The organism is Nitrospira sp. (assembly GCA_005116745.1).
Lineage (GTDB): Bacteria > Nitrospirota > Nitrospiria > Nitrospirales > Nitrospiraceae > Nitrospira_D.
On sequence record SWDS01000001.1, the window covers coordinates 442,011 to 443,334 of the forward strand.

The following is a 1,324-nucleotide window of genomic DNA, read 5'->3' on the forward strand; positions in this document are numbered from 1 at the left end:
CCGGGTTGGCGGAAATATACGAATGAGCGGAACGATGTCAAAATTCCAGCACTCAATAAAGCCTGGTTCGTGCGCGATCAGCTGAACGGCCATGGCGTGTGGATTCTCCCTGGTACGGGCTATGTGCCGCTCAAAGATGACGGCGAGCGGGACAAGTTTGCCGACCTTGATGTCGCCATTCGGCGAGCCAGCGCCAGTGAAGACGTTCCATGGAGTTTCGGAGCGCGAGGCCAACTCGGCTACGATGAGGACAATCAAGGAGTTCAAGAGCAAGACGTTGTCTTCTGGTATGTGGCCCATATGCCGCACATGGCTGCGATGGGGCCGACGAAATGGCTGACCCTTGGCCCCACTCTCCGTGTGCAACGGTAAGAGCATTTCGCCCGCTGATTCTCCTGGAAACGTTAGGCCAAATCGGGCTACCCATTTCCTATACCACGATGATGAAAGAGGCATGGCTTATGCTTCCATCAGTGAAGCAGAAATTTTGAGTATCCCAGTTGACAGGTAGGCTGGAAGAGGTATAGAGAGAAAGAATAGTTCACTGTCTGCACGATTCTCCGAGTGATTCCGAATCAAGGAGGAGGTGAAGATGGAAGACCTTAGTCCACCGGATTACAATGGCCCGCCGAGTCATGGGCGGGCGTCTCCCCAGTCACGTTAGCCGGTCCTCTCGCGGCTGTCACATTCCCGTGTAGGGAATACAGTATTAAATCTGATGAGCCGTGTTGAGGTGATCGGCTGGCGTACGTACGTCATTGCTGGCGGGGATCGCAATGCTCTTGACGGATTGCCTCCAAGCCCACTACTCGTGCGGGCTTTATCACTACAGACACAATGTTCTAGGCGTCCTAAGCGCCCACTGCGGGTGGCCTTCCGGGTGGGGGGGCTACTCGTCTGTGATTTCATCAGGCTTTTCACGGATCGAGAACACAATGTGATGGTAGACACGAACGTTTGAGGTCGTGATTCCAATGAAAGGAGTTAGCCATGGACACCCTCGCAATGTTTATGATCGTCATGGGCGTGATTTTTATCGGTGGCTTAGTGGTGTACAAGAAGAGCCAATAAGTCGTCTGCTATAGAATACAGACGGCAGAGGTTTCGAGTTCACATATCCGTTGGGACGGACGAGGGACAAGCGATGGTCTATGCGCTATCGCTTGTTCTTTGGCAATTTCATGTGTCCCTGACGTAGTGGTGTGGATAGCGACGTCTGCAACGGTATCTTGCCATGACACCATTTCTCATGCTGACTTCCACGCTTGGTGGGACTGTTGAATAAAGGGGGCGGTGCTTGAATTGTTGTTATACTGCGCCTTGT

1 protein-coding gene is annotated in these 1,324 nt (G+C 52.8%); it reads left to right on the plus strand.

The annotated features are described in order from the left end of the window. The first annotated feature begins 69 nt into the window (after positions 1-69). Complete coding sequence (locus E8D52_02115; protein TKB70910.1) at positions 70-372, plus strand: hypothetical protein; 303 nt, start codon at positions 70-72, stop codon at positions 370-372. Positions 373-1,324: the final 952 nt, after the last annotated feature.